Annotated in this window: 32 protein-coding genes; all 32 read left to right on the top strand. The window is 70.5% G+C overall.

Annotated features, from left to right (window positions below; translation table 11 throughout):
• The first annotated feature begins 5 nt into the window (after nt 1-5).
• A complete protein-coding gene (locus STBA_RS00780) occupies nt 6-2,165 on the top strand; it encodes a hypothetical protein (protein WP_143659384.1) in 2,160 nt (719 codons plus the stop codon).
• Nucleotides 2,166-2,383: 218 nt separating this feature from the next.
• Nucleotides 2,384-2,596, top strand: a complete 213-nt coding sequence (locus tag STBA_RS00775) for a hypothetical protein (protein WP_077057385.1) — start codon at nt 2,384-2,386, stop codon at nt 2,594-2,596.
• Between the two features lie 9 nt (nt 2,597-2,605).
• The gene (locus STBA_RS00770) at nt 2,606-2,869 is read left to right on the top strand and encodes a hypothetical protein (protein WP_077057384.1); all 264 of its coding nucleotides are present in this window, start codon (nt 2,606-2,608) and stop codon (nt 2,867-2,869) included.
• A 47-nt stretch (nt 2,870-2,916) separates the two neighbouring features.
• A complete protein-coding gene (locus STBA_RS00765) occupies nt 2,917-3,297 on the top strand; it encodes a hypothetical protein (RefSeq protein WP_077057383.1) in 381 nt (126 codons plus the stop codon).
• A gap of 89 nt (nt 3,298-3,386) precedes the next feature.
• A complete protein-coding gene (locus STBA_RS00760; RefSeq protein ID WP_077057382.1) occupies nt 3,387-3,899 on the top strand; it encodes a hypothetical protein in 513 nt (170 codons plus the stop codon).
• A gap of 40 nt (nt 3,900-3,939) precedes the next feature.
• Nucleotides 3,940-4,278, top strand: a complete 339-nt coding sequence (locus STBA_RS00755) for a hypothetical protein (RefSeq protein ID WP_077057381.1) — start codon at nt 3,940-3,942, stop codon at nt 4,276-4,278.
• Between the two features lie 82 nt (nt 4,279-4,360).
• Nucleotides 4,361-4,705 carry a hypothetical protein gene (locus tag STBA_RS00750; RefSeq protein ID WP_077057380.1) on the top strand — a complete coding sequence of 115 codons (345 nt, stop codon included), beginning with the start codon at nt 4,361-4,363 and terminating at the stop codon, nt 4,703-4,705.
• A gap of 109 nt (nt 4,706-4,814) precedes the next feature.
• On the top strand, nt 4,815-5,246 hold the full coding sequence (locus tag STBA_RS00745) for a DUF6221 family protein (protein WP_077057379.1): 432 nt from the start codon (nt 4,815-4,817) through the stop codon (nt 5,244-5,246).
• A complete protein-coding gene (locus STBA_RS00740) occupies nt 5,243-5,422 on the top strand; it encodes a hypothetical protein (RefSeq protein ID WP_077057378.1) in 180 nt (59 codons plus the stop codon). Before STBA_RS00745 ends, STBA_RS00740 begins: the two co-directional genes overlap by 4 nt.
• A gap of 99 nt (nt 5,423-5,521) precedes the next feature.
• A complete protein-coding gene (locus STBA_RS00735) occupies nt 5,522-5,779 on the top strand; it encodes a hypothetical protein (RefSeq protein WP_077057377.1) in 258 nt (85 codons plus the stop codon).
• A gap of 76 nt (nt 5,780-5,855) precedes the next feature.
• Complete coding sequence (locus STBA_RS00730) at nt 5,856-6,083, top strand: hypothetical protein (protein WP_077057376.1); 228 nt, start codon at nt 5,856-5,858, stop codon at nt 6,081-6,083.
• 69 nt (nt 6,084-6,152) lie between these two features.
• Nucleotides 6,153-6,512, top strand: a complete 360-nt coding sequence (locus tag STBA_RS00725) for a hypothetical protein (protein ID WP_143659382.1) — start codon at nt 6,153-6,155, stop codon at nt 6,510-6,512.
• 671 nt (nt 6,513-7,183) lie between these two features.
• Nucleotides 7,184-7,501, top strand: a complete 318-nt coding sequence (locus STBA_RS00715) for a P27 family phage terminase small subunit (RefSeq protein WP_171987612.1) — start codon at nt 7,184-7,186, stop codon at nt 7,499-7,501.
• Between the two features lie 12 nt (nt 7,502-7,513).
• Complete coding sequence (locus STBA_RS00710; protein WP_216355893.1) at nt 7,514-9,232, top strand: terminase TerL endonuclease subunit; 1,719 nt, start codon at nt 7,514-7,516, stop codon at nt 9,230-9,232.
• Nucleotides 9,229-9,507: a hypothetical protein gene (locus tag STBA_RS00705; protein ID WP_253194474.1), complete on the top strand. Its 279-nt coding sequence runs from the start codon at nt 9,229-9,231 to the stop codon at nt 9,505-9,507. The genes STBA_RS00710 and STBA_RS00705 overlap by 4 nt, the downstream gene beginning before the upstream one ends.
• Before the next feature lies 1 nt (nt 9,508).
• Complete coding sequence (locus STBA_RS36170) at nt 9,509-11,506, top strand: phage portal protein (protein WP_077057373.1); 1,998 nt, start codon at nt 9,509-9,511, stop codon at nt 11,504-11,506.
• 70 nt (nt 11,507-11,576) lie between these two features.
• Nucleotides 11,577-12,380 (top strand): HK97 family phage prohead protease, encoded by an 804-nt coding sequence (locus tag STBA_RS00695; protein WP_077057372.1) that lies wholly within the window; start codon nt 11,577-11,579, stop codon nt 12,378-12,380.
• A 6-nt stretch (nt 12,381-12,386) separates the two neighbouring features.
• Nucleotides 12,387-13,721 carry a phage major capsid protein gene (locus STBA_RS00690; RefSeq protein WP_077057371.1) on the top strand — a complete coding sequence of 445 codons (1,335 nt, stop codon included), beginning with the start codon at nt 12,387-12,389 and terminating at the stop codon, nt 13,719-13,721.
• A 123-nt stretch (nt 13,722-13,844) separates the two neighbouring features.
• Nucleotides 13,845-14,042: a hypothetical protein gene (locus tag STBA_RS00685; protein ID WP_077057370.1), complete on the top strand. Its 198-nt coding sequence runs from the start codon at nt 13,845-13,847 to the stop codon at nt 14,040-14,042.
• A gap of 157 nt (nt 14,043-14,199) precedes the next feature.
• Complete coding sequence (locus tag STBA_RS00680; protein ID WP_143659380.1) at nt 14,200-14,781, top strand: hypothetical protein; 582 nt, start codon at nt 14,200-14,202, stop codon at nt 14,779-14,781.
• Between the two features lie 10 nt (nt 14,782-14,791).
• Entirely contained in the window at nt 14,792-15,142 is a 351-nt protein-coding gene (locus STBA_RS00675) for a hypothetical protein (RefSeq protein WP_077057368.1), read from the top strand.
• 1 nt (nt 15,143) lies between these two features.
• The gene (locus STBA_RS00670) at nt 15,144-15,428 is read left to right on the top strand and encodes a hypothetical protein (RefSeq protein ID WP_077057367.1); all 285 of its coding nucleotides are present in this window, start codon (nt 15,144-15,146) and stop codon (nt 15,426-15,428) included.
• Nucleotides 15,428-15,820 carry a hypothetical protein gene (locus STBA_RS00665; protein WP_077057366.1) on the top strand — a complete coding sequence of 131 codons (393 nt, stop codon included), beginning with the start codon at nt 15,428-15,430 and terminating at the stop codon, nt 15,818-15,820. Before STBA_RS00670 ends, STBA_RS00665 begins: the two co-directional genes overlap by 1 nt.
• 13 nt (nt 15,821-15,833) lie before the next feature.
• Nucleotides 15,834-16,454 (top strand): hypothetical protein, encoded by a 621-nt coding sequence (locus tag STBA_RS00660; RefSeq protein WP_077057365.1) that lies wholly within the window; start codon nt 15,834-15,836, stop codon nt 16,452-16,454.
• A gap of 21 nt (nt 16,455-16,475) precedes the next feature.
• On the top strand, nt 16,476-16,691 hold the full coding sequence (locus tag STBA_RS00655) for a hypothetical protein (protein WP_077057364.1): 216 nt from the start codon (nt 16,476-16,478) through the stop codon (nt 16,689-16,691).
• Nucleotides 16,688-17,014, top strand: coding sequence for a hypothetical protein (locus STBA_RS00650; protein WP_077057363.1), 327 nt, complete (start codon nt 16,688-16,690; stop codon nt 17,012-17,014). Before STBA_RS00655 ends, STBA_RS00650 begins: the two co-directional genes overlap by 4 nt.
• Before the next feature lie 44 nt (nt 17,015-17,058).
• On the top strand, nt 17,059-17,397 hold the full coding sequence (locus tag STBA_RS00645) for a hypothetical protein (protein WP_077057362.1): 339 nt from the start codon (nt 17,059-17,061) through the stop codon (nt 17,395-17,397).
• A 111-nt stretch (nt 17,398-17,508) separates the two neighbouring features.
• Nucleotides 17,509-19,494 (top strand): phage tail tape measure protein, encoded by a 1,986-nt coding sequence (locus STBA_RS00640; protein ID WP_077057361.1) that lies wholly within the window; start codon nt 17,509-17,511, stop codon nt 19,492-19,494.
• Nucleotides 19,495-19,503: 9 nt separating this feature from the next.
• The gene (locus tag STBA_RS00635; protein ID WP_077057360.1) at nt 19,504-20,004 is read left to right on the top strand and encodes a class I SAM-dependent methyltransferase; all 501 of its coding nucleotides are present in this window, start codon (nt 19,504-19,506) and stop codon (nt 20,002-20,004) included.
• The gene (locus tag STBA_RS00630) at nt 19,989-20,993 is read left to right on the top strand and encodes a glycosyltransferase family 4 protein (protein ID WP_253194473.1); all 1,005 of its coding nucleotides are present in this window, start codon (nt 19,989-19,991) and stop codon (nt 20,991-20,993) included. Before STBA_RS00635 ends, STBA_RS00630 begins: the two co-directional genes overlap by 16 nt.
• Complete coding sequence (locus STBA_RS00625; RefSeq protein ID WP_079251621.1) at nt 20,990-21,634, top strand: hypothetical protein; 645 nt, start codon at nt 20,990-20,992, stop codon at nt 21,632-21,634. Before STBA_RS00630 ends, STBA_RS00625 begins: the two co-directional genes overlap by 4 nt.
• The gene (locus STBA_RS00620) at nt 21,634-25,122 is read left to right on the top strand and encodes a hypothetical protein (protein ID WP_077057357.1); all 3,489 of its coding nucleotides are present in this window, start codon (nt 21,634-21,636) and stop codon (nt 25,120-25,122) included. The genes STBA_RS00625 and STBA_RS00620 overlap by 1 nt, the downstream gene beginning before the upstream one ends.
• Nucleotides 25,123-25,124 lie beyond the last annotated feature (2 nt).

Here is a 25,124-nt window from a genome sequence, read left to right as displayed (position 1 = left end):
GCGCGATGCCTGCGGACACGTCCGTCGGCACCATCCGGCTCGGTGGCGAGCACGGTGTGGAGCAGCTGCCCGATGCGGCGCCGCGGCCCACGATCCGGCAGCGGCTCGGCCGCGCCGCCCACGCCACCGGCGCCGCATGGGTATGGCGCCACGGGACCTCCGCAGCGCGACTCACCGCACTCGGCGTCGCCACACCCGCACGCCGCGTCTGGCGATACGAGCAGGGCGCCGAGTTCGCGCAGCAGATCCGCGAGACAGAGCTGATGATCGCCATCGAGGCCGACCCCGAGCGGCGCCGCGCCCTGAGCAACGAGATCGCGCAGATCCGCGTCGCCCGCCACCAGGCCATCCACGCCCGGCACCGCGAGAACGCCACCCTCGCCGGGCTCGGCGCCGGCGGTGCCGCCGTCGTCGCTCTCCTCGTCGCCACGGTGATGGTCGGCCTCGTCGTCCCCGCAGGAGCCGCAGCCGTCGGAGGCGGCGCCGCATGGTGGGCCGGACGGCGGGAGGAGAAGCGCCGCGGGGAGATCGAAGCCGCGGTGCAGCGCGCCGCGCTCATCGCTGCGGGCGAGCCAAGCGCCATCGAAGGCCCTTCACCGGCGTTCGGCGAGGGCGGCGTCTACAGCCCCGAGCAGCTCGGCACCGGTCAGCCCCACCCGATCGCCCGCGCCACCACCGCGGCCGAGGCCGCCGAATGCATCCTGCGGGCGCTGACCAAGGAGGGAATCCCCGTCGGCGACATCTCCGAAGTTGAGCGCAAGCCTTGGGGCTGGCAGTGCATCGTCCGCGTCACCGAAGGCACCCCCGCCGCCATCATCGCGAAGGCGGCGGATCTGGAGACGGCGTTCGACCTCCCCCAGGGTGCCGTCCGGCCGCAACCCCTCGTTGAGCGCCGGGCCTGCGCGCGGCTGCGCCTCGTCCAGTCGGACCCGTTCGCGACCGCGCCAGCCCCCGAGTATCGGGCGCCGAAGTCGATGGGCGTCACCGATAAAGCTCGGATCGGCTCATCGATCGACGGTGACCCGCTGCTCGTCACCCTCGCCGGAGTGATGGCCGCGATCGTGGCCTCCTCCGGCGGCGGCAAGACCGGCATCCTCCAAGCCCTCGGTGAAGTCACCACCGCGTGCCGCGACGCGATCACGGTCGACCTCGACCCGCACGGCGACGGCCTGGAGGACCTCGGCCCGGCCGCCCGACTCCAGGGCCGCACCCACGAGCAGATTGAGCACGCCCTGCTGTTCCTGCTGATGCTGTGCAAGGCCCGGGCGCGGTTGCGGAAGCAGCTCGGCATGGGCCGCAAGTGGATCACCAGCCCTCAGCACCCGGCGCTGGTCGTCCTGTTCGACGAGTTCCCCAAAGCCAGCGCCTTGGCGAAGAAGCTCGCGTTCGAGCTGCTCCTCGTTGGACGCAAGGAAGGTGTGTGGGTGGTCCTGGCCAGCCAGGGCGGCACGAAGACCTACCTGGGGGAGTCCATCGCGCAGATGCTGGCCATGCAGATCATGGGCCCCTGCAAGGTGGGTGACACCCGGGCCGTGATGGGTGAAGGGTCGGTCGCCGAGGGGTGGCTCCCGCACCGTCTGTCCCCGGCCACCGATACCGACCCCCGCGACGCCGGGCACGTCTACGCCAAGGGAGTTCCCGGCGCGCAGGACACGCCCGTCGAGTACAAGATCCACGAGCACCCGAAGGGGCAGCTCGCGCGGCTCGCCGAGGAGCGGCGCGACGCCGGTCTGCTCGACCCCGACGCCGACTCGCTCCAAGCCATGGCCAGCGTCGACCTGCCCGACTACGTCGAGGCCGAGTACGACGTCGAGGGCAACCTGAAGAAGGAAGCCCCGGTCGAGCTGCTCACCTGGGAGCAGCTGCTGCGGCTGTGCGAGGCCGACCCGCCCGCAAAGGCCGTGACGCCGGACACCCCGGCGCGCGCGGCCGTCCGAGACGCCGCCGCAGCCATGGACGAGCAGGGGGTCGACCGGATGCGGACCGAGCGGCTCGTCGAGACGCTCGCCGCCCGCTCGCCGGATGTCTACCGAGGGCTGACGGTCGAGAGCCTGCGGGGCCTACTCGGCGAGGGCGGGGCCGGCGCGCCGGTCACGCTCGGCCCGCTCGACGGGCTCTCGAACCCCCGCGGCTACAAGATCGGCGCCTTGCGCGACGCCCTGTGATTCATCCCGAAATGCCCGCTGCTCAGGCCCTGCTCAGCGGTGCTCCGCCGCAGGTCAGAGGCTGCTCAGGCCCTGCTCAGCGGGTGCTCAACCTGAGCGTCTGAGCAGCGCCTGAGCGGCACCCTGAGCGGCTGTGACCTGCGGAAACGAGCCGCTGAGCAGCACTGAGCAGCGAAACAAACCACCGCAAACCAACCAACCATTGAAAGGAGCCCGGCATGGCCTGGGAGCGCATCAGCAAGATCTTGGAAAGCCCGGACGGCGCCTTCGTATTCGCGCAGGCCGACCGCTCCACCGGAGCGTTCCGGGTGGTCTGCTCCGGCTGCTCAGACCTTGAGGCCACGCCTTACCGCAGTGGGTCCGGCGCCATCCTCGCCGCCTCCTACCACGCCGACCACGACCCCGCGCAACGCCACGTACCCACACGCTGAAGGAGACCCGTGAAGAAGACCCTGCTGTTCGGCGGATCGATCCGAGAGGTCGATGTCCGCCCGATCCCCACGGTGTGCCGCACCGACCACGCCAACGACACCCTCGACCGCGAGGGCTGCGGCGGTACCGGGTGGATCTGCCCCGCCTGCCACCAGGGAGACGACTGCCCGACCGTCGGCTCGGACGACTGCGAGCCCGGCACCGCAGGCGCCCAGTCCTGCGTGTGCGTCGACGGTCAGTCCGGCAACTGGAACCCCTCCACCTGGTCCTGACACCGCTATCAGAAGCAGATCCGCATCAACCCTTTGAGGAGACACCTATGGCCCACTACACCGCCGCCGAATACCGGCAGCTCCGCCGCGACGCAAAAGCGTTCGCCCGCAGCGCCCAGCCCGGGCGCACCTACTACGTGGTCGAGAAGGCGGGGGGCGTCAAGACGGCTCTCCGTGTCGGCGAAATTCAGTTCACGAAGAAGGCGTTCGTCGGCCTGATGTGGGGGTCGTACTCACCTGAGCGGTTCTTCGTCGAGTTCGGCCCCGTCTACAACGACCGCGGCCACCCGGCGATCCGCAGCCTCCCCACCTGGCGGGAGAGTGCCGAAGACGAAGTCAAGTTCGAGGCGGCGTTCCTCGGTTCCAAGGGCCATCACGAGCGCGTCCGGCAGGCGACTGCCGGAACCCCTTTCCGCTCGACCTGGTGACCGAGCCCGGGGCGCCCCTCCCGCCTGGACAGCACCGGGGCGCCCCCGCACCACCCGCATCCATTACGAGACACGGAGGTGTCACCATCATGCCCGTCGCGCTGCTCGACATCCCCATCAGCCGCCGCGAGTACGACCAGCTCCACGCCGATATCGCGGCCTACCTCGCCCAGCAGGCCGCACCCGCGCCGCCCCCGGCCGGGCGGCTCGACGCCGCGGCCCTCATCCAGCAGGCCGGCATCATCACCGGCCCCGCGCCGCGCCCCAAGCGCCGCATCCTCGGACGGCGCCCCACACCCACCCAAGTCGGAGTCGCCGGCCACCTCGACGCCGTAGTGCGCATCATCACCGTCTACGGCTGGGCCCAGCACACCCGCTGGGACGCTCAGCGGCGCTGCTGCATCGTCGGCGCCCAATCCCTCGCCGTCCACCTCGGCTACGGAGACCGCGCCATCGCCGGACAGGCCGGGGACTGGCTCAACCGCCAGCTCGGCGGGGGTATCGACTACGTGAACTGGCAGAACAACCGCTGGCGCACCAAGCCGCAGGTGCTCGACATGCTCCGCACCGCCGCCGACAACGCCCGAAAGGCAGGGGCGTGATGGACGGCCAGACCGCCGCGCCGCCCGCCTGGGAGGCGCTGTGACCTCCCTCGACAGCGGAATCCACGTAGACGGCACCTACTACGGCGTACCCATCGCCTCCGCCGAGGACGGCGACACCTGGATATTCGGCACCCACGACCGGCGCCGCATCATCGCCGCCCTGTCCAGCTGGACGCGCGAATTCTGCGGAAAGGCCCTGCGCGACGTGTACGGGCTGTGCCCGGCGAATTGCCCCGACCCGCTCTGCCCACGATTCGGCTGCCACGTCCTCGACCCCTGGACCGGATGGGCCGTCATCGAAACCCGCGGCGACACCTGGGTCGCTACCCCAGCCGAGGCCGACACGCCCGGCGCGTCCCCCGTCGCGGTGTGGTGATCGAGGTCGTCACCACCGCGCCCCCCCATCGCCAGCACTCCCAGCACTATCCCCGTCACCGCTATCTAACCTGAGGAGACTCATGATCCGCGATCTCGTCCACCGCCTCAGCGGCAAGACCACCGCCCACACCAGCCAGCGCGCCCTGCGCGAAGCCCTCACCGCCCAAGCCCGGCGCGTGCGCAACGAGGGCCAAGACCTCCATGAACTCGGCGCCCGCCGCATCGACGGCGGCACGCTCGGATTCCAGCCCGGCCTCGTCGAACTGCACGGCGACCTCGTCGACATCGAGATCTACCTCGCCGCCCTAGGAAGCGAGGGCCGCCGACGCGGGCACAGGGATCTCGCGCGCCACATCGACGCCGCCGGGAAGACGGCCCAGACGCTCCGTGGGGCAGTCGCCGCAGCCGCGGAGGCTACGACCTGACCCCCCGCCTCGCCGTCGTCGACCGGGACGGCAGCGAGAGCACCGTCATGTGACCAGCGGGGCGCCCCGAACGCCGGGGCGCCCCGCGCGCATCTGCGAGGATGAACGGATGGACGACTTGATCGCGTTCCTGCGCGCGAGGCTCGACGAGGACGAGGCGGTGGCGCGGGCGGCGGGCGCGGAATCCTGGAGCGCGATGACCGAGGAGACCCCCGACGGGGAGAACATCTACTACACCGTCGAGACTCGAAAGCCGCCTCGGGCGGTGGTGGAGTCGCTGGCCACGGGCCCGTCCGCCGAAGCGCGGATTGACCACATGGGCCGCCACGACCCGGCCCGCGTGCTCGCCGAGGTGGATGCCAAGCGACGGATCGCGAAGCTGTACGAGGACCATGAGCGGCTGGACCGTGAGACCTTCGAGGTTGAGGGCCAACACGCCAGGTCGCTGAGTTCCCTTCGCGCTGCGTACTGGGATGCCTGCCGTCACCTTGCTCTGCCCTATGCCGACCACCCCGACTACCGGCAGGAGTGGACACCATGAGCGACGGCCCTCACGTGATCATCCACGGCACCGTCGACACCACCCGCCTCCGTGAGGCCGTCGCCGACACGCAAGCCACCCTGATTACCAAGGGCGGCCTCACCGTGGAGGAAGCAGACGCTCGACTCCGCGAATGGGCCGACAACCTCGGCGACGCAGGTCACGAGGGCACTTGACGCCCTGACCTGGGCGAGCGTACAGTGCGTCTCACTGGATCTTTCTGTCGTCAGGGCCACCCAACCGGGTGGCCCTTTCGCATGCCCGAGGGAGGTGAGATGCCTCCCATCCTCATCACCGAAGACATGGCCGCCTACCGCGCAGGACGCCCCGGCTCCACCATCCGACGGTGGGCAGCCGAAGGGCGCATCGGCCGGTACGGCGCTGGCCGCGGCCGGGTCCGCTACCGGCTCGACGAGATCCCCGGATGCGTCCGCGACGCACACACCGGCGTCATCCTGTCGCACGGCGATCCCCCGCCGCTCCCAGGGCGCCCCCAGACGGGCAGCTCCGCCGCCGTTCCCCGCGCCGCGTAGAGCGCCCCAGGCTCCCCGCCCGCCGGGCACGGGCGGGGAGCCACCATCACGGCGTCGCATGCGAGAGGATGAGCGCATGGCCACCGCGAGCACACCCGAGCACCGAGCCGCGATCAACGCGTGGCTCCACGCCAACAACATCGACCCCGCCGACGTCGCCGACGACGGATTCGAGGCCGTCAGGCGCGGACATGCGGCGACGGTGGACGTCGAGTACAGCGAGATTCAGCGCGACGACCACGGCCAAGCCGTGACCACCCGGCGTCGCGCAGAGCTTCCTCTGCCGCCCTGGGCGCAGCGTTAGCCAACAGCGAGTCATCACGGAACGGTCACACCTACTGCACGTGGTCCGCGCAGCCGACATGATCGCCGCATGAACAGAGCCCGCACCGCATTACTCGCCACCATGGCCCTCGCACTCGCACTCACCGCCGGGTGCAGCGACGACGACGGAGACGACGCCGAGAACGCCAGCGACGAGCCCGCGCCCGAGTACAGCATCATCACCGAAGACCTCCCGGACGGCGGCATCGGCGAGGCCGAACTACTCATCCCCGACGCCACCGTCGAGACGGCCGAAGCCGCGATCCGCGACTACGCCGACACCATCGACGGACCCGAAGCCGTCACCGTGCAAGTCGTGCGCACCGAAGACGCCGCCGTGATCGTCTGCCGAGCCGACTGGCCCGACCTCGACGACACGATGAACTGCCCCGACCCTGGCGGGAACTAACGGGCGAGAGGAGCAGCACATGCCCTCTCGCCCTCCCCGCATCTGCATGGGCTGCCGCAAGCCGATACCCCCGGGGACGCCATGCCCGGGGTGCACCCCCCGGGCTGCCCGGGGGGTAGACCAGCGCCGGGGGTCAGCCCACCGGCGAGGCTATGGCAGGCGGCACCGCGGCCGGTTCAGGTCCGCGGTGCTCGCCCGTGATCCGGTCTGCACCTGCGACCAGACCTGCCGCACCCCTCACGGCTACACGGTGCACGAGCCGGGCGACTGCGACCAGCTCAGCACAGTGGCCGACCACTGGCCCCTCACCAAGCGCCAGCTGCGCGAGCAGGGGCTCGATGACCACGATCCTGATCACGGACGAGGACTATGCAAGGCATGCCATGACCGGTGGACGGCTCGGACCTCTCCAGGTGGATGGGCCAAAGGGTAAGGGCGTCTACATCACCTAAAACGGACATACCGGAGACCGCCCAGGTGGTGAAAAGTTTCTCGCCAGGGGTTCTCCCCTTTTGTGACCGGGGGTGATCATGGGAGCACGTGGCCCCCTGAAGATCCCCAAGCACTTGAAGTCCGTCCCGGCTGGCGAGCAGGCGGCCGGGACAGTCGCCGAGCGCGTTGACGCCTCGGCGCCCTCTCGGCCGCCTGGGTTCCCGGACGGCGACCCGGAGATGGTGGAGTTGTGGGACGCGATCGTGCCCCAGCTGGACCGGGCCGGGCTCCTGACTCCGGCCGACGGGCCGACCGTTGAGCTGGCGCTGCGCCACTTCCTCGCGGCGCGTCAGGCTGGCAACGCGCTGGCTGGCGGCGACGTGGTGCTGGATGACCCGGCGCACGGTGGGACGGCGAAGAAGAACCCGGCCGGGTCCGAGATGCGCAGCCAGTCGCAGTTGTTCCTGGAGTACGCGAAGCAGCTGGGGATGTCGTTCGCAGCGCGGGCCCGGATGCCAGCAAAGGACGAGGCGACGGAGGCGAACCCCTTCGCGTAGGGGGTGAGCGGCGTGACGGTGAAGCTGCCTGGGAAGCGCGAGCTGGATCGCCTGAAGTTGTCGCCCGAGGTGGCCTGGTACCTGCTGGACCGCGGCTACGAGCTGCCGAACTGCCCGCCCCTGTATAAGACGCCAGAACCGCGGGATGTGCCTGGCGCCTGGTTCGATCCGGAGCGTATCGACCGAGTCGTTGATGTCTTCCGGCGACTCCGGCACACCAAGGGCAAGTGGGCGGGGCGCCCGATCACCCTAAGGTCGTGGCAGATCGCCTACCTGATCGGCCCGACCTACGGCTGGGTGAAGCCCACGTCGGACGGCCGCCCGGTGCGGATCGTCCAGACCCAGTATCTGGACATCCCTCGGAAGAACGCGAAGACCACGATCGGTGGCGGTCAGTGCATCTACTTGACCTGCGCGGATGGCGAGCAGGGTGCCGAGGTGTACGCCCTTGCCACCCGAAAGGATCAGGCGCGGCTGTGCTTCGATCCGGTCCGGTTGCTTGCGGCGAAGGCCCCGGACCTGAAGGGACACGTGAAGGCGCTTCGGGATCAGATTCAGCATCCCCGCTCCGGCTCGTTTTTCTCTGTGATGTCGTCGGCGGCCGACGCCATGCACGGCACGAGTCCTCATGGCGGTTTCGTCGATGAGCTTCATCTGCATAAGGACCGCGGGCTGATCGAGGCAGTGGAGACGGGCACGGGTGCCCGCGAGCAGCCGCTGGTGATGTACGCGACGACGGCCGATGCGGGGACTCCGTTCAGCCCGTATGCGGAGGTGCGGGAGTACTGCGAGAAGCTGGCCCGCAGTGTGCTGACCGACCCCACCTTCTACGGCGTGGTGTTCGCCGCGGAGAAGGGCGACGACCCATTCGACCCGGCCACGTGGCTGAAGGCCAACCCAGGGCTGGCGGCTGGGGACTCGCCGACGATGGAAAGTATGGAGAAAGCCGCGGCAAAGGCGCGGCAGAACCCCATTGAGCTGGCCTCCTACCTGCGTCTACGGCTGGGTATCCGGACCAAGCAGCAGACGAAGTACATACCGCTGGAGGTGTGGGACCGCAACGCGGGGATGGTGGACCGGGCCGCACTGAAGGGCCGCGAGGCCTATGGCGGGCTGGACTTGGCGGCGACGTCAGACCTGTCCGCTCTCGCGTGGGTCTTCCCGGATGACGCCGCCGGCTACGACGCGCTGTGGCGGTTCTGGACTCCGGAGGCGAACCTGCCCCGGTTGAATGAGCGGACCGCCGGGGCGGCAGAGGTCTGGGTTCGCCAGGGCTGGCTGACGGTGACGCCGGGCGAGGTCATGGACTACGACTACATCCGGAACGACATCGCCACCGACCGCGAGTTCTTCGACGTGCGGGCCATCGCCTTCGACCCGTGGAACTCCACCCAGTGCATCACCGACCTCATGGCGGATGACGCCCCGATGGAAGAGATGCGGCAGGGCTACCGGTCCATGTCGCCACCGCTCAAAGAGCTGGGCAGGCTGCTACGGCAGGGCACTGAGCGTAAGCCGCTGTTCCGGCACGGCGGGAATCCGGTGATGCGCTGGATGATCGACAACCTCGCGGTCGCTACCGACGCGAGCGAGAACGTCAAGCCGGACAAGAGGAACGCGGCCGACAAGATCGACGGCGTGCCCGCGGCCGTGATGGGCCTGGACCGGGCATGGAACCGCGAAGTGTCTGGGCCGAGCGTGTACGAGGAGCGAGGACTGGAGGTCGTGTGATCGTCGTCCAGAGCCTGGCACTCGTCCTACTGGCCGCCGTGGTGGCGGCGTTCGCTGGCGTGTGGCTGGCGGAGGCGCGGGTCGCGGTCCGCCAGCGGGTGGTGGTCAACCTGTCAGACGGCAGCGCGGTGGACGGGGTGCTGTTGCGGCGGCATCGCACGCTGCTGGTGCTGGGCGACGCGACGCTGCTGGTGCCGTCGTCCGAGCCGTCTCGCGTGGACGGCGAGTTGCTGGTGGAGCGATCGCAGGTGTTGTTCGTTCAGGCGGTGAGGTGACATGCCGTTCGTGGTGAGCGCGGGCCAGCTCGCGCGCGTGGACCGCGACCCGCCACCGTTGGCTCCGCAGCAGGTGCGGCTGTCGGGCGACGTGACGATGGACTACGTCGACATCTACCGGTCGCAGCCCCACGTCCGCACGGTGGTGGACTTCCTCGGCCGCAACATCGCGCAACTGGGTCTGCATGTCTTCCGCCGGGTGTCGGACACGGATCGGGAGCGGCTGACGGATCACCCGCTGGCCCGGCTGCTGAAAAAGCCGAACCTGTACACCACGCGGTACCGGCTGATCAACGCGCTGGTGCAGGACATCGCCGTGTACGACATGGCGGTGTGGGCGCGGGTTCGGCCGACCGACGCGGGCAACGACGTGGGCGGCCTGGTGCGGCTCCCGATGGACCGCACGAAGCCGGTCGGCGGGGACTGGATGGAGCCCGGCGGATTCGAGGTGAAGGGCTCGGCCGGCGTCGTCACGATCCCGCGGGACCGGGTGGTGTACTTCCGCGGCTACAACCCCAGCACCTCGCGCCTTGGCCTGTCGCCGATGGAGACGCTGCGCGGCATCCTCGCTGAGGGGTTCAGCAGCCAGACGTACCGCGAGCAGCTGTGGCGCAACGGCGCCCGGATGTCCGGCTGGATCTCCCGTCCGTCCGAGGCGCCTGCCTGGTCGGACAAGGGGCGCGAGCGGTTCCGGGCCGACTGGCGGGGCCTGTACACGGGCGACGGGCAGATGGCCGGGGGGACGCCGATCCTGGAAGACGGGATGCAGTGGCACCAGGGCGGCATGACGCCGGAGCAGGCCCAGTACCTGGAGACCCGGAAGCTCACCCGTGAGGAAGTCGCGAGCGCCTACCACATCCCGCTGCCTATGGTCGGAATCCTGGACCACGCCACCTACAGCAACATCCGCGAGCAGCACCGCCAGCTTTACCAGGACACGCTGGGCCCCTGGCTGACGTGGCTGGCCGAGGAGATCGAACTCCAACTGCTCTCCGACCTGCCGGACTCCGACAACGTGTACGTCGAGTTCAACATCGCCAGCAAGATGTCGGGCTCCTTCGAGGAGCAGGCTGCGGCGGCGAGCACCGCGACGGGCGGCCCGTGGATGACCCGGAACGAGCAGCGCGCCCGGTTCAACCTGCCGCAGATCGAGGGCGGGGACGAGCTGATCACCCCGCTGAACGTGACGGAGGGTGGCCAGGCGTCCCCGCGCGATTCGGCACCGCCCCCGTCCGCAGCCCCTGAGGGGCAGGCGTCCCGGGTTGGGCGCTCGAAGCATCGTCGACTCCGGATCAAGGCGCGGGCGCCCGCCGAGTACGAGCGGCGCTACGAGGAGACATTGACGGCGTTCTTCGAGCGGCAGCAGCGCTCGGTGATGTCGCGGGCCGGCGCCGCCAAGCGGTGCGCGGGAGCGATGACCAAGGCGTCCATCACCGAGGTGTTCGACCGTGATCGGTGGGTCTCCGAGCTGTCTGCCGACCTGTACGCGCTGGGGCTCGCCGCCTCGGCTGCCGCGGCAGCGGCAGCGCTGGAGGCTCTGGAGGCGGACCCGGAGACGTACAACGAGGACGCGACGCTGGAGTGGCTCGCCGCCCACGCCGCGGCTGTGTCGGAGTCGGTGAACGAGGCGACTGAGGAGCAGTTGGCCGCCGCGCTGGAGCAGCCAGACGACGAGATGCAGGGCGCTCTGTCGTCGGTGTTCGTGGTGGCACTCGGGCAGCGAGTGTTGTCTCTCGCTCAGTCGGAGGCCACGGCTATGAGCGGCTTCGGCACGACGGAGGCGGCTCGCGGCCTCGCCGCCCAGACCGGGGGCGAGGCGACGAAGACGTGGCGCGTCCGCAGCAGCAACCCCCGCCCCGCGCACCGCCGGATGGACGGCGAGACCGTCGAGCTGGACGATACCTTCAGCAACGGCGCCCGCTGGCCAGCCGACTCCAGGCTCGATCCGCTCCAGCGTGCCGGCTGCCAGTGCGACGTCGAAGTCTCCTTCGACATCTGAGACGACCTCTACCTCTTGCCCGGCCACGGGCCTGTCTGTGCTGCCCGGGAGCGGGCGAAGGAGAGTGACCATGCGGCTCAAGAGCTGCCCCGTGCGGATCAAGGCCGCAGGGGAGAACGAGGGCACCGAGGACGGCGTCTTCGAGGCGATCGTCGCCGCCTACAACACCGATTCGGTGGGCGACCGGATCGTGCCCGGCGCGTTCGCCGAGACCCTCGCTGAGTGGAAGGGGCGCGGCGACCCGATCCCCGTGCTGTGGTCCCACATGTCGGCCGACCCGGACTACCACATCGGTGAGGTGCTGCAGGCGGAGGAGCGGCCGGAGGGCCTGTGGGTGAAGGCACGCCTCGACCTCGATGAGGGCTCGAAGGCCGCGAAGGTGTACCGGTTGCTGAAGGGCCGCAGGGTCACTCAGTTCAGCTTCGCCTACGACATCACCGAAGGCTCGTGGGTGGACCAGAAGGACGGCGAGCCGTACTACGAGCTGCGGCGCCTGAAGCTCTACGAGGTCGGCCCCACCCTGATCGGCGCCAACCAAGCGACGGAACTGCTGGACGTGAAGGGCGAACGCCACGCCCGCGGCGCGAAGGCCGGCCGCGTCCTCAGCGCGAAGAACGAGACGACCCTGAAGTCCGCACGCGACGCACTGCGGAAAGCCGCCGACGACATCGAAGAGGTGCTGTCGGCAGTCGCCAACAGCGACGAAACCGACGACACCAGCGACGACGAGAAGGCCAAGCCCACCCCGCCCGCCGCCCCCGAGGAGCCCCACGGGGCCAAGGAGAGCCGCGGCGCCCGGTCGGAACCCGCCTCGCCCCGTCTGCGCGCCGACCTCGCGCTACTCGCAGCCGAGGTCTCCATGCTCACGGAATGAGGAGACATGACCACCACCAGCAGGACCGACGAACTCGTCGCACAGGTCAAGGCCGCGCTCGGCGCCGCCCGCGACATCGCGGATCGGGCCGAGGAGGACGGCGACCGCGACTTCACCGACGCCGAACGCGCCGAGATCCAGGCCAAGATGAACGAGGCCGCCGAGTTGAAGAAGAAGCTCGACCAGGCCAAGGCCGACGAAAAGATGCGGTCCGCGATCGCTGACCTCGGCGACGGCGTCGGTCTCATCGAGAAGAACGAGAAGGGCGCCCAGCGCACTCCGTCCGGCCTGATCGTCCCCGACGGAAAGTCCCTCGGCCAGCACTTCACCAGCTCCAAGGAGTACCGGGAACTGCTTGCCAGCGCCCCGAATGGCGTCTTCGGCAAGGACCACCGAGTCCAGAGCAGGCCCGTCGGGTTCGAGCGCCTCGTCGGCCGCGCCAGCGGACAGAAGGACCTGGTAACCGGCGGCTCCGACACCAGCGCAGGCGCGCTCGTGCAGCCCGACTACCGCGGCCTCCAGGTCGGCCTGGACCTGTTCCAGCGCCCCCTGATGCTGCGGGATCTCGTCACCAACGGGACCACCTCTTCGGACACCGTCGAGTACGTGCGGATGACCGGCGTCACGAACAACGCCGCCCCGGTGCCGGAGGCCACTGCGACGGCTGGCACGTCCGGCACGAAGCCGGAGTCCGGGCTGGCGGCGGCGCGGGTGACGACGCCGGTCCGCACCATCGCCCACTGGATTCCGGTGACGAAGCGCGCCCTCAGCGACGCGGCGCAGATCCGCACGCTGATCGACGCCTTCCTCCAGTACGGACTGGAGGAGGAACTCGAAGACCAGATGATCTCCGGCGACGGCACAGGCGAGAACTTCGAGGGCCTCGCCAGCGTTTCCGGTGTGCAGCAGCAGGCGTTCGACACCGACCTGCTCACCACCACCCGCAAGGCGAAGACCCTGGTGTACACGGTGGGGCGCAGCGTGCCGACCGGGTACGTCCTGCACCCGCTGGACGTCGAGGCCCTGGACTTGCTCCAGGACAACGAGGGCCGTTACTACTTCGGCGGCCCTTCTCAATCGGGCATGGGTTTCGGGGGCACCGCTCCGCTGTGGAGCCTGCCGGTCATCCAGTCGGAGGGCGTGGAGCCGGGCACTGGCTACATCGGCGACTGGCGCAAGGCGGTCCTCTGGGACCGCGAGCAGGCGTCCATCACGGTCAGCGACTCGCACGCGGACTTCTTCATCCGCAACATGGTCGCGATCCTCGCTGAGATGCGGGCCGCCTTCGGCGTGCTCCAGCCCAGCGCGTTCGTCGAGATCGACCTCGGCGCCGGGAGCTGACATGCCCCGCCGCAGCGGGGCCAGGTGAGCAGCAAGAGGGCCGCGTGCCCCGTGTGCGGCACCCACGGGTTCGCGTGCGGGGCACCCGGCTCTGACATGGGATTCATCCTGAGGGAGGCGCCGATGGGCCCGCTACAGCTCTACGAGGTGCAGGTCGACGGCTACACGACGCGGATGCGGCTCAACGCGGCCGACGCCGAGAGACTCGGCGGCGTGCCAGTGAACGTGCCGGAACCGGTCCCCATGGACGCGGCGCCGAAGCGCAAGCAGCGCACCGTCGCCAACAAGGCCCAGCAGCCCGCGAACAAGGCGACGGCCTGACGTGGCCCCGGAAGGCGAAATCCGCCTGCCGGTGTGGATGCGCGCTGGGGGCGCCCGGAGGCGCAGGTCGGCGAGGTCGTCACGACCCCCGAGACCTGGCAGCGCGACTACGCCGACTTCCTCCGGGCGGTCGCCGACGCGATGGAGGCGGTTGACGATGCCGACGATGGAGGAGCTGCGGGATCGGCTGCGGCGCCGGCCAGGAATGGAAGGCCTGACCGACGAGCAGGCCGATGACCTGCTGGACGAGGCCGCCGACGCGGTGCGGGACTACTGCGGCTGGCGGGTGTGGCCGCGCGAGACTGAGACGGTGACGGTGGACACGGTCGGCGGCCCGGTGGCCGGCCTGCCGACGATGATGCTGCACGCGGTCACCGCGGTGGAGACTCGCCCGCAGTACGACCACGGGCTGGATGCCTGGACGGCCGTGGCTGGCGGGTGGGACTGGTCGGAGGGCGGCTGGCTGTGGCGGTGCGGCTGTTGGTCGGACGGCCCGCGGCGGGTGCGCGCCGAGATGGACTCGGGGTACGAGGAGCCGCCGGGCGCGGTCGGCTCCGTGCTGGTCGCTCTGGCGGCGCGGACGGCGACGGCCCCGGTCGGGGTCTCGTCGGAGCAGGCCGGCGGCGAGTCGGTCTCATACGCCACGTCCGGCGGTTCGGAGGATTCGGGCGTCGGCGGAATGCTGACGGGTGCCGAGCGGCGGGTGTTGGACCGGTACCGGCTGGCCAACCGGCCGTAGGGGGTGGCTCGTGCCGTTCCCCTGGTTCCGTGACAGCGTCACCCGCGTCCGCGCCCCGCTGGTCACCAACCCCTACGGCGATCCGGTGCGGGATTGGGCGTCGGCCGTGCGCACGACGTTGACCGGCTGGCGGGTGCAGCCCGTGCAGGGCTCGCGCCAGACGGCAGCCGAGACGATCCCCCGCGACGGGCTGGAGCGCAACCGGCGCGCGTTCGGGCCGATCGGCGCCGACATCGAGACGACCGACCGGATCGAGTGGGCCGGCGTCACGTGGGTGATCGACGGAGACGTCGACCGTTGGCGCGGGCCCACGGGCCGCCTGGCCCATACCGAGATTCTGCTGACTCGCATGGAGGGCTGACATGACGCGTGCGCGCGTGCGGATCGATGTCGACTACGGCGGCATCGGCAGGTTGGCGACCGGTGACGATCTGCGGGCCGATCTTCAGCGCCGAGCCGAGCGGGTGCGTGCTGCTGCGCAGGCTGCGGTGCCGGAGATGCAGGAGGGTGCGATCGTGGTGGACGCCACGACGCGGGTCGGCCGAGACCGCGTGCGGGGAATTGTCACCGCCCGGCATCCGGGCGTGCTGTACGCGGAGGCACGGCACCGGTTCCTCGGCCGCGCGATCGACGCGGCAGGCAACTGATGCCCGCGCCAGCGGTCAGGTTCCCGGACGCCACGCTGCTGGCCACCACGTATCTGCGTCCGCTGCTCGCTCCGGTTCACGTCGGCTCGGAGGTGCCGCGTGAACGCCCGCCCGAGATGGTGCTGCTGCGGCGCCTGGGTGGTCCGCGCCGCAACGCGATCGTCGACAACGCCCGGCTCGACGTGCAGGTGTGGGCCGCCACCGATCCGCGCGCCGCCGAGCTGGCGGAGACCGCGCGCTACCACCTGGCGCGGATGCCCGAGTACGTGCCCGAGGTCCGTGTCTCGGCCGAGGAGACCGGGCCGACCCTCATCCCCGACGCGCCCTCGGATGTACCGCGGGCGCTGATGACCGTTGTGCTGTCGGTCCGCGGCGCGGTCCCGACACCCTGAAAGGAGATGCGCCGTGGCCAAGAACTCAGATAACGCCAGGGCCTGGTACGGCTACGACTCCGGGCTGTGGGTGACGATGCCGGGCGAGCCCGTCGCAGCGTTCCCGCTGCCCCCGATCTACGACGAGAACGGCCAGTTTCAGCCGCCTGGTGACGAGTTCTACGAGCTGGGCTGGCTGTCCGAGGACGGCCCGACACAGGGCCGGGAGCGCACCGTCGAGCGGTTCCGCGGCTGGCAGGGCAATAGCATCGTCCGCACCGCCGTGACGGAGGACGACCATACGGTCCAGGTGCAAGCCCTGGAGGACAACTGGGTCGTGCAGCAGTTGCGCTACCCCGACAGCATCATCACCACGACCGGCGACCTGACACAGACCGTGGTCGTGCAGCAGTCCGGCGAGGACGTCAGGAGCGGGTGCCTCGATCTCGTCGACGGCGGCACCTGGAAGAGGATCTACATCCCGACGCTGGTGGTGGACGAGATGGGCGACGTCCCGCACACCGCGGGAGAGCTGACGATGTACGAGATGACGCTGCTCGCCAAGGTCCACGAGATGGAAGTGGACGGCGTGACGCGCGGCGTCGCGCTGATCGAGAACACAAACAACCCCGCCATGATCATGCCGGGCAGCTGACCTCTCCACTGGAGACCGCGCATGGAACCCACCCTCCCAGAGCTGATCTGCGTCGAGCGTCGTGGCAACGACACGTCGATCACGGTCGACGGCCAACCCTTCCCCTACATCGTTGGGCGCGATGACGTTCACCTCTCGGTCGACCCCGACGAGATCCCGAGCGTGACGCTCACGCTCTACGCCGACCGCGTCGAGGTCATCAACAGCCTGGACGCCGACATCAAGGACCGCGCATGAGCAGGACGACGTTCGATCTGGAGGAGCTGCGGCGCCGGGCCGCGCAGCGAAAGGGCGGCGACAAGCTCACCGTCACCGTCGACGGCAAGCCCTACTCCATCCCCGCACCCGGATTCTGGCCCGACGAACTCAAGGAGGCCGCGAAGAACTCGCGGCACACCGGAGACATCCCGTTCGTGCGCAAGCTGATGGGCACCAAACAGTACGAGGCATTCACCGCCGCAGGAGGCCGGGCAGACGACCTGCTACTACTGATCGAGGAGTACAAGCAGGCGCAGGGCGTCGATGACCTGGGGGAATCTTCGCCCTCGCCGACCTCCTGAGCGAGTACGGCGGGGAGATCGAGTACGACCTGCTGCGCATCGGCGTGGACCTCGGCGACATCGGCACCGACCCTCTCACGTGGGGGCGGCTGGGCCGCATCCTGCGGGTGCAGCCAGCCACCAGCGCCAGCGCGCTGGCGTGGGCGAAGTCCCGCGAGCGCGGCGTGTACCCCATCGATATCGAGCTGGCCGCCGGTGCGTTCGATGCCCTCGCCATGGCCAACTGGCAGCGCAGCAAGAAGGGCAGCAACGCCGGGTCGGCGCCCAAGCCCGTGGCGCGCCCGTCTCGCGTGGAGGCGCTGCGCGGGCATGCGCGCGAGCAGCTGATCGACCGCGGGCGGGCGCTGCTGCGCCGCCAGCGACCACGGCCACCACGCCGCTGACCCAGCCGAGGGGGTGTGTCGGTGACCACCCCTGCCGGGCCCCAAGTCGGAACTGCCTGGATCGCGCTTACCCCCTCGTTCCGCGGGTTCGCCAGCAGCATCCAGTCCGGGATGACGGACGAGCTGACCCGGGCCGCCACGCGGGCTGGCGACAACGCAGGCGACGCCGCGGGCGACGCCATGAACAGCTCGTTCGCCGACCGCATGTCCGGCCTCGGCGAGAGCCTCGCGGGCCCAGGCGCCGCAGCAGGCGGCATCGCCGCGTTGGCGTTCGGCGCCGGGCTGGCCAACGCCATGGACACCAGCGCGGCCAACGCGCGCGTGAGCGCGCAGCTGGGACTCACGGAGGCCGAGGCGGAGCGCGTCGGCGCCGTTGCGGGCGACGTGTTCACCGCCGGGTTCGGCGCCTCCATGGACGATGCCGCACAGGCTGTGGGTGTCGTGGCCAGCTCGGTCGTGGACCTCGGCTCGACGAGCGACACCGAGCTGAACGACCTGTCCAGCCAGGCCCTGGCCATGGCCGATGTGTTCGAGTGGGACGTCGGCGAGGCCGCCACCGCGGCCGGGACCGCGATCGAAAACGGGCTCGCTGGGACGGGGCAGGAGGCGTTCGACCTGCTCGTCGCCGCTGCACAGGCGTTGCCTGCGAGCATGCGTGGGGACATCCCCGCCGTGGTCCAGGAGTACAGCGAGCAGTTCCAGCGGCTCGGCCTGGACGGGGCGACCGCGTTCGGGCTGATGAGCCAGTTCGTGCAGGCCGGCGGCCGGGATATCGACCAAGCGGCGGACGTGATCCACGAGTTCGCGCGGATCACCGCCGAGGACACCGCCGCCGCGGCCGAGGCGTTCCAGGGGCTAGGGCTGGACGCGGAGGGCATGCTCTCGGCGATCCACTCCGGTGGCCCCGAGGCGGCAGCCGCTATGGGCGACACCCTGGAGGCCCTGCGCGGAGTCGAAGACCCCGCGGAACGCGCCGAGCTGGCCGTCGCTTTGTTCGGTGACATGGCTGGTGAGAGCGCTGATGCTCTGCTGGCTATGAACCCGGCGACGTCGGCGGCGTCCGCCGGTCTGGACGACGTGTCCGGGGCCGCGTCCGGCGTGACGACAGCTATGGCCAACGACCCCAGCCAGCAGTTCACCGCTGCGCTGCGCACCCTGGGTGCCACGCTTGGGCAGGCTGTGATGCCGGTGCTCACCACGCTCGGCAACTGGGCCTCGTCCAACCCCGCGCTGTTCCAAGCCGTTGCGCTGGCCGTGATCGGTGTCGCGGCCGCGCTTGCCATCATGACGGCCGCCGTGTGGGCGATCAACCTCGCGTTGGCCGCGAACCCCATCACGTGGATCATCCTGGGCGTGGTGGCGGGCGTGGCGCTGCTGGCCGGAACGGTCGCGCTGGTCATCGTGTACTGGGACCAGATCGTGGCCGCGACGACGGCCGCGTGGGACTGGGTGTACGCCAAGGTCAGAGGCGTCGTCCAGTGGATCGTCGACCTGTTCATGACGTGGTCGCTGCCGGGCATCATCATCTCCCACTGGGACACCATCAAGGGGGCCATCGGCACGGCGATGGACTGGATCGGCGCCCGCGTCGAGGACGGAGTCAACACCGTCTCCGGCTGGTGGGACACCCTCGCCGACCTGCCCGGCAAGGTACTGGGGTGGTTCTCCGGGCTGGGCGGCGACATCGCCGACACCATCGGGGGCGGTTTCCGCGGCGGCATCAACGCCATCATCCGCGGATGGAACGGGCTCAGCTTCACGGTCGGAGGCGGATCGTTCCTCGGCGTCTCTGTGCCGTCATTCACGCTGAGCACCCCGAACGTGCCGTACTTGGCTGCCGGTGGCATCGTGCAGGCTCGCCGCGGCGGGACCCTCGCCCTCATCGGCGAGGCTGGGCAGGACGAGGCCGTCATCCCGCTCGACCGGCTGGAGGACATGCTGCCGACCGTGCGCGCCACCGTCCCCACGGGCCGCGCCGCGGCACCCGCAGCGGTGGTGCAGATCGTGGCCGGAGACCGGCATCTACGGGCGTGGCTGGAGGAAATGGTCCGCACCCAGCTCGGCGGGGATGTCACCCGCCTCGGACGCGCTCGGTGAGGAGAAGGCGTGCCCGTCTCGCACCACGAAGGCCGCGACTGGGTGGCCGAGCGGCTCAAGGCCGCCCGGCCCGCACTGGTCATCGATGTGGGGCCCGGTGAGGGCATCTACTCGATGTTGATGCGGCACCTCACCCCGGACGCGCGCTGGGAGTGCGTGGAGATCTGGGAGCCCTACGTCGAGCGGTTCAACCTCGCGGAGAAATACGACCAGGTGCACGTCAGCGACGTGCGCGGCTTCCCCTTCCCTGCGGACGGAGCCGTGCTGCTGGGGGATGTAGTGGAGCACCTGCCCGAGCACGACGCGCGCCGCCTGCTCGCGGAGCTGATGGAGTGCGCCGACCACGTGATGGTGTCCGTGCCGATCATCTGCATGGAGCAGGGGGCCGTCCACGGCAACCCGCACGAGACGCACTTGGCGCACTGGTCGTGGGAGGAGATGGACGCGCTGATGGGCGGATGCGACAGCTTCCGCGGCGAGGTGCTGGGCCGCTGGTGGTGGTCGCGGTGAGGATCGCGGCCCTGGTGCACTACTACGTGCCGCACTACATGGCCGGGTCGGAGACGATGCTGCACGCCATGCTGCGGGCGCTCGCCGTGGCCGGGCACGAGGTCGAGGCAGTGGTGACCGAGCACCGGCGCGGGCCGGACGAGTACGTGCATGAGGGGGTGCGGGTGCGGCGCGCGGTCCGCGGACGCCCGGTGCCAGCAATCCTGGACGCGATCGGCGCCGACGTGCTGGTCAGCCACCACCAGGAGGCGCCCCACGCCTCCCACTACGCGGCGCGGGCCCGACGCCGCGGCGAACCGGCCCCCGCCGTTGCGCACGTCGCCCACAACACGTTCCCTGCGAGCCTGGCCGTGACGCGCCGCTGGCGCCCTGACCTGCTCGTGTTCAACACGGTGTGGGTGCGGGAGCACTTCGCCCGGCGCCGCGCCATCCCGCCCGGCTCCCGGACGCTGGTCGTGCACCCGCCGGTCTGGCCGGACGAACACCGTGTCGACCAGCATGGCGACGCGGTGACGCTGGTGAACCTCAACCGGGACAAGGGCGGCGAGATTCTGTACCGGCTGGCCGACCGGATGCCAGACATGCAGTTCGCTGGGGTCGTCGGCGGCCACGGCCCGCAGATCGTGCGCGACCTCCCGAACGTCGAGATCATCCAGCACACCGCCCAGATGCGGCGCGACGTGTGGCCGCGCACCCGGTTGCTGATCATGCCCAGCATCTACGAGTCCTACGGCATGGCCGGAGTCGAGGCCATGGCGAGCGGCATCCCGGTCATCGCCGCGCCGACGCCCGGCCTGCGCGAAGCGCTCGGCGACGCCGGGATGTTCGTGGAGCGGGGCGATCTGGGCGGCTGGGAGCGCCAGATCCGGCGTCTCCTCGACCCGGTCGAGTGGGAGACCGCATCCACCGCGGCGCTCAAGCGCTCGGTCGAGCTTGACCCGCGGGAGGAGCTGGCGGCATGGGTGCAGGTGGTCGAGTCGCTGTCGTGATCCCGTGGCGCGGCGGCTGCCCGCACCGGGAGGCGTCGCTGGCGTGGCTGCTGCCGCGCTGGCGCCGCGCCGGTCACGAACCGATCCTCGCCGAAGCCCCACCCGGGCCGTGGTCCAAAGCGGCTGCGGTCGCCGACGGGCTGCGCCACACGGGCGCAGACGTGCTGGTCATCGCGGACGCGGACGTGTGGACGGGCGGCATCCCGGCCGCGGTGGATGCGGTGCGCAGTGGCTGGCCATGGGGCATCCCCCATGGGGACGTGCACCGGCTCGACCAGGACGCCACGGCCGCGGTCCTCGCCGGCGCCCCCCTCGGCGGTGGGCTCGTCCAGCCTGCGTACCGGGGGTTCGAGGGCGGCGGCATCACCGTGCTGCCCCGCCAGGTGTATGAACAGGTCCCGCTCGACCCGCGATACCGCGGGTGGGGGCAGGAAGACGAATCGCACGCGCTCGCACTGCGGACGCTCGCCGGGCCCCCATGGCGGGGAGACGCGCCCCTCTGGCACCTGTGGCACCCACCCCAAGCGCGTGACTCCCGCCGCTGGGGCTCGCTGGCGTCCCGCGCCCTCTACCGCCGCTACCGGCACGCCGCCGGACACCCCAACCGGACGCGCGCCCTGCTCGCCGAGATGGAGGTGTGATGGCCTACCCCGAGCGCCCCTGGTGGCTGCCCGTGCGGCTGGAGCTGGCGTTCGGCGCCGACCCCGCAGCCGATCCGGGCGTATGGGCATGGACGGACGTGTCCCCAGACCTCGACCGCGAGGCCGAGATCCAAATTGGCCGCGGCCGGGCGGACGAAGCCGCCCAGCCATCGCCGACGTCCGCATCCCCGCGACTCGTCAACAACCGCAGCGACTACACCCCTGGGCATCCGCTGGGCGCGTACTACCCGTATGTGCGGCAGGGAGTCCCGGCGCGGATCAGCGTGCAGGCCGGAGGGCCGCATCTATCCATACGAAATGCGGTGGGAGCGCGGGCCAGGGTCGCGACGACGGCGGCGCTGAACGTGAGCGCCCTCGATGTTGCGGTGGAGTTGGCCTTGGACCGGCTGCCTGCGCAGCTGGGGGTCGCGGGTTTCAGCGTGAGCCCGTGGGAGCCGTACCAGACGGAGGTCATCGGCCGCTACAACACCAACGGCGCGCGGATGTGGCGCGTGTTCATCACGGTCACGGGCGGACTCCAGGTCACGTGGTCCACCACGGGTGCCGACTTCATCGATGTGCTCTCGACCGATGTGGTGCCGTATGCGGCCGGGCAGCGATGGGCGCTCCGTGTGACGCTCGACCCGGACAACGGCGACGGCGGCCACACGGTGACGTTCTACACGGCGCCCTCGATCACGGGCCCGTGGTCGGTACTCGGGGACCCGATCGCGCGCCCCGGCACCACCAGCCTCAACGCGGCCGGCGGTGCCGACCTCGACATCGGCGACATCTTCTCTCTCACTTTCGCCCGCGGAGCCGGCCGCTACTACGGCGCGGTGCTGCGTGACGGTGTCGATGGGCCGCTGGTCGCGGACGCCGATTTCACCGCACAGCAGCCCGGGGCCACGTCGTGGACGGACAGTGTCGGCCGCACGTGGCAGGTGATGGGCGCCGCGGAGATCACGGACTGGCGCACCCGCATGGTCGGCACGGTGGATGAGTGGGCGCCGACGTGGCCGTGGGGTGACCTATCCGACCCGTCCCGGCCAGCAGAGAGGCCCGGGGAGGCGCGTACCGACATCACCATCAGCGGCATCCTCCGCAGGCTCGGCCAAGGAGCCAAAGCGCTGCAAAGCACGCTGCGCAGGGCGATCCCGCAGGGTGATGGGCTGCTGGGGTACTGGCCGCTGGAGGACGGCCCGAACGCCACCTCCGCGGCGCCCGTCATTCCCGGGACGCGCGTCGGCGCGATCGAGGGACTCGACATGGCCGCCAACTCCTCGCTGCCCTCCAGCGCGCCACTGCCGCAGGTCAGCCAGGACGGCGGCAGCTTCCGCGTGTCGCTGCCCAGCCTGCCGAACACCGCGCTCGGCTGGCGCGCCGAATTGGTCTACTTCATGGACGAGATGCCCGACACGAGCTACGGCTTGTGGCGGGTGTGGACCACGGGGGGAGCCGCGCGCATCACCGGATACCTCGGCGCCGGCGAGGCCCGTATCCGTGTCCATGATGTCGACGGCAACGTCATTGCCGAGCAGTTCTGGACCGACGCCACGGCACTCGCCGCGGCGACCGCCGGATGGTGCCGGGTCCGGCTGGTGGGCATCCCTATCTCCGGCGGCTGGGACTACCGCATGTGGTGGACACCCGTCGGCCAGTCGCAGAACTGGTACGTGGCCACGGCGTCCGCAGTCGGCCCGATGCCATACATCAGGCCGGTCAGGATCGACAGCCGATGGACCGCGGGCCTCGCCGGGCTGCCGGTCGGCCACATCACCTACGTCAACGACCCGTCGCTGGACGTGTACCGGCCCGGGTCCCGCGGCCCGGAGGCCGCATACGACGGGGAGCGGGCGCTGGCACGGATGCGGCGCCTGGCCGTAGAGGAACACCTTCCGATCTCCGTGCTCGGCGATGCCGCAGAGTCGCCGCAGATGGGCCCGCAGGGGCAGGCCACCCTGCTGGAGCTGCTCCAGCAGTGCGCGGACGCGGACGGCGGCATCCTGTATGAGCTGCGGGACACGATCGGGCTCGGCTACCGGGCGCGGTACACGCTGTACAACCAGGCGCCTGGGCTCGTGCTGGACGCACGCCGGTCGGAGATCGACAACCCGTTCGCCCCGATCCTGGACGACCAGCGGCTGCGGAACGACATCACCGTCAGCCGCACCGGCGGCTCGTCGGCCCGTGCCGTCGACGAGGGGTCCATCAACGAGGTGGGCCTGTACGACGACTCCGTGACCCTCAACGTCGCGACGGATGGCGTGCTGGAGGGCATCGCCGGGTGGCGACTCCACCGCGGCACATGGCCCGGCATGCGCTACCCGGCCGTCACAACGAGCCTGGACCTGGCACCGCAGACGATCGACGCGTGGCTCGACCGGCTGGAGGGCGACCGCTTGCAGGTAGTGAACCTGCCGCCGCAGCACCCCACCGACGTGGTCGACCTGATGGTGGAGGGGCTTGCCGAGACCATCACCCCCACCCGGTGGCGCGTCGAGGCCAACGCGTCGCCCGGCGGCGTGTGGGCCGTCGGCGAAATCGGCGAGCCCGAGCCCGACGGCGACGAGCCGCCCACCCATGTCGATACGGATGGCTCGGAGCTGGACGCGGACGTGGACGAGACGGCGACGGGACTGATCGTGCAGACCACGGTGGGCCTGCCGTGGACGACTTCGGCGGGGCCCGCGCCGTCTGCGGCGGCGGGTGATCTGCCGGTGGACCTGGTGATGGCCGGCGAGGTCGTGACCGCCACGAGCGTCGAGCCGTTCGCGTGGGACACGTTCGATCGGTCGATAACGGGCGGCTGGGGCGTCACGCCGTCCGGGATCACACCGACGCCGGAGTGGGTGCCCTCGGGTGGGCTGGCCGCGGAGCGGTCGGTGTCGGGTGGCCAGGGGATCGTCACGGTGGGCACCGCGGGGCCGACACGCTTTCAGATGCTGTCGCCGTGGTCCGTGCCCGATCTGGAGATGGCCGTCACGGTCACTCCCGCGGCGCTGGCCACCGGGGCGAGTCTGACGAGCATGCTGGTCGCCAGGATCACCGGGTCCGACTACTACGCCGTGCGCCTGGACCTGGGCACGAGCGGCGCGGTCGGCATCGAGGCCGTGCGCTCCGGCACGTCGCTGTCCGGGCTGCTGCCGACCGGGCTCACGTACACCGCCGGGACGGCGCTTCGGATGCGGATGCGTGTCGACGGTGACCGCATCCGTGGCCGGGTGTGGCCTGTAGGGCGTCCGGAGCCGGGCGGCTGGCTCGTGGACTGGACCGTCACGTCGGGGCAGATCACGACGGGCCTGCTCGCGGTGACCGCCGCACGGCTGGCGTCGAACACGAACGCCGACGCGCAGTTCTCGTTCAGCGCGTTCGAGATCAGCAACCCCCAGTTCATGACCGTCGACCGCTCGGTGAACGGCATCGTGAAACCGCACGCGGCCGGGGCGGACGTGCGTCTGGCCAACCCCATGATCATCGCTCTGTAAGG

Origin of the sequence: Streptomyces sp. MP131-18, from assembly GCF_001984575.1 — a bacterium.
Lineage (GTDB): Bacteria > Actinomycetota > Actinomycetes > Streptomycetales > Streptomycetaceae > Streptomyces > Streptomyces johnsoniae.
The sequence above is the reverse complement of the archived record's forward strand: the minus strand, read 5'-3'. Positions and strand labels throughout refer to the sequence as shown.

Coding starts and splice junctions, on each gene's coding strand:
- STBA_RS00780 (WP_143659384.1), top strand. CDS start 6: ATGCCTGCGGACACGTCCGTCGGCACCATCCGGCTCGGTGGCGAGCAC.
- STBA_RS00775 (WP_077057385.1), top strand. CDS start 2,384: ATGGCCTGGGAGCGCATCAGCAAGATCTTGGAAAGCCCGGACGGCGCC.
- STBA_RS00765 (WP_077057383.1), top strand. CDS start 2,917: ATGGCCCACTACACCGCCGCCGAATACCGGCAGCTCCGCCGCGACGCA.
- STBA_RS00760 (WP_077057382.1), top strand. CDS start 3,387: ATGCCCGTCGCGCTGCTCGACATCCCCATCAGCCGCCGCGAGTACGAC.
- STBA_RS00750 (WP_077057380.1), top strand. CDS start 4,361: ATGATCCGCGATCTCGTCCACCGCCTCAGCGGCAAGACCACCGCCCAC.
- STBA_RS00745 (WP_077057379.1), top strand. CDS start 4,815: ATGGACGACTTGATCGCGTTCCTGCGCGCGAGGCTCGACGAGGACGAG.
- STBA_RS00740 (WP_077057378.1), top strand. CDS start 5,243: ATGAGCGACGGCCCTCACGTGATCATCCACGGCACCGTCGACACCACC.
- STBA_RS00735 (WP_077057377.1), top strand. CDS start 5,522: ATGCCTCCCATCCTCATCACCGAAGACATGGCCGCCTACCGCGCAGGA.
- STBA_RS00730 (WP_077057376.1), top strand. CDS start 5,856: ATGGCCACCGCGAGCACACCCGAGCACCGAGCCGCGATCAACGCGTGG.
- STBA_RS00725 (WP_143659382.1), top strand. CDS start 6,153: ATGAACAGAGCCCGCACCGCATTACTCGCCACCATGGCCCTCGCACTC.
- STBA_RS00715 (WP_171987612.1), top strand. CDS start 7,184: ATGGTGGAGTTGTGGGACGCGATCGTGCCCCAGCTGGACCGGGCCGGG.
- STBA_RS36170 (WP_077057373.1), top strand. CDS start 9,509: ATGCCGTTCGTGGTGAGCGCGGGCCAGCTCGCGCGCGTGGACCGCGAC.
- STBA_RS00695 (WP_077057372.1), top strand. CDS start 11,577: ATGCGGCTCAAGAGCTGCCCCGTGCGGATCAAGGCCGCAGGGGAGAAC.
- STBA_RS00690 (WP_077057371.1), top strand. CDS start 12,387: ATGACCACCACCAGCAGGACCGACGAACTCGTCGCACAGGTCAAGGCC.
- STBA_RS00685 (WP_077057370.1), top strand. CDS start 13,845: ATGGGCCCGCTACAGCTCTACGAGGTGCAGGTCGACGGCTACACGACG.
- STBA_RS00680 (WP_143659380.1), top strand. CDS start 14,200: ATGCCGACGATGGAGGAGCTGCGGGATCGGCTGCGGCGCCGGCCAGGA.
- STBA_RS00670 (WP_077057367.1), top strand. CDS start 15,144: ATGACGCGTGCGCGCGTGCGGATCGATGTCGACTACGGCGGCATCGGC.
- STBA_RS00665 (WP_077057366.1), top strand. CDS start 15,428: ATGCCCGCGCCAGCGGTCAGGTTCCCGGACGCCACGCTGCTGGCCACC.
- STBA_RS00655 (WP_077057364.1), top strand. CDS start 16,476: ATGGAACCCACCCTCCCAGAGCTGATCTGCGTCGAGCGTCGTGGCAAC.
- STBA_RS00650 (WP_077057363.1), top strand. CDS start 16,688: ATGAGCAGGACGACGTTCGATCTGGAGGAGCTGCGGCGCCGGGCCGCG.
- STBA_RS00640 (WP_077057361.1), top strand. CDS start 17,509: ATGACGGACGAGCTGACCCGGGCCGCCACGCGGGCTGGCGACAACGCA.
- STBA_RS00620 (WP_077057357.1), top strand. CDS start 21,634: ATGGCCTACCCCGAGCGCCCCTGGTGGCTGCCCGTGCGGCTGGAGCTG.